This window comes from Nonomuraea recticatena (genome assembly GCF_039533245.1).
Lineage (GTDB): Bacteria > Actinomycetota > Actinomycetes > Streptosporangiales > Streptosporangiaceae > Nonomuraea > Nonomuraea roseola.
In genome coordinates, this window is the sequence record NZ_BAAATE010000121.1 from 1 (window position 1) to 1,038 (window position 1,038).

Consider the following 1,038-nt stretch of genomic DNA (forward strand, 5'->3'; position numbering starts at 1 on the left):
TGGCGGCGCATCCAGTTCACCCCCGACCTGCTGCCCAGCGACATCACCGGCGTGTCGATCTTCAACCAGGCGCACCAGAAGTTCGAGTTCCACCAGGGACCGGTCTTCGCCAACATCGTCCTGGCCGACGAGATCAACCGCGCCTCGCCCAAGACGCAGTCGGCGCTGCTGGAGGTCATGGAGGAGCGCCGCGTCACCGTCGACGCCGAGCCGCACCCCGTGCCCAGGCCGTTCATGGTGGTCGCCACCCAGAACCCCGTCGACATGGACGGCACCTATCCGCTGCCCGAGGCGCAGCTCGACCGCTTCCTGATGAAGATCTCCGTCGGCTACCCCGACCACTACTCGGAGGTCGAGATCCTCAAGGCCGGGCCCCAGGTCGACAGGCTGCCGCAGGTGGCCCGCGCCTCCGACGTCGCCGCGATGATCGACTTCGCCGGTCAGATCCACGTCGCCGACCCCGTCTACGACTACATCGTCGCGCTGGTCGCCTCCACCAGGACCAACCCCAACCTGCGCCTGGGCGCCAGCCCGCGCGCCAGCCTCGCGCTGCTGCGCGCCAGCAGGGTCAGGGCCGCCTCCACCGGCCGCCACTACGTGGTGCCCGAGGACGTCAAGGCCCTGGCGGTCCCCGTGATCGCGCACCGGCTCATCCTCACCCCCGAGGCCGAGCTGCGCCAGCGCACCGCCGCCGACGTGCTGGGCGAGGTCATGGCCGGAATGCCGGTACCCCAGGCGGCCTGACATGCTGACCCCGCTGGGCTGGGGCACCCTCGCAGGGTCGCTCGTCCTCTACGCCGTGGCGTACGTCCTCGGCTATCCCGAGCCCGCCGTCCTGGCCAGCGGCGGGCTGCTGGCGCTGGCCTGCGCGCTGGCGTGGACCGCGCCCAGGCCGAAGCTGGAGGTGCGGCGGGAGGTGACGCCGCTGAAGGTGCCGCGCGGCGACGCCGCGGTGGCCGTCCTTCAGGTGCGCAACCTGGGCGGCTGGGCGCTGTCGGGGCTGCGGGCGCGCGACAGGTTCGGCGCGGGCGAGCAGAC

General features: G+C 72.3%; 2 protein-coding genes. Both read left to right on the top strand.

Features of this window, described 5'->3' with window-relative positions; translation table 11 throughout:
• Positions 1-744, top strand: a 744-nt coding sequence (locus ABFX50_RS50645; protein WP_346158467.1) for an AAA family ATPase, incomplete at its 5' end; no start/stop codon positions are given.
• Position 745: 1 nt separating this feature from the next.
• The coding region (locus ABFX50_RS50650; protein ID WP_346158469.1) for a hypothetical protein at positions 746-1,038 on the top strand (293 nt) is incomplete at its 3' end.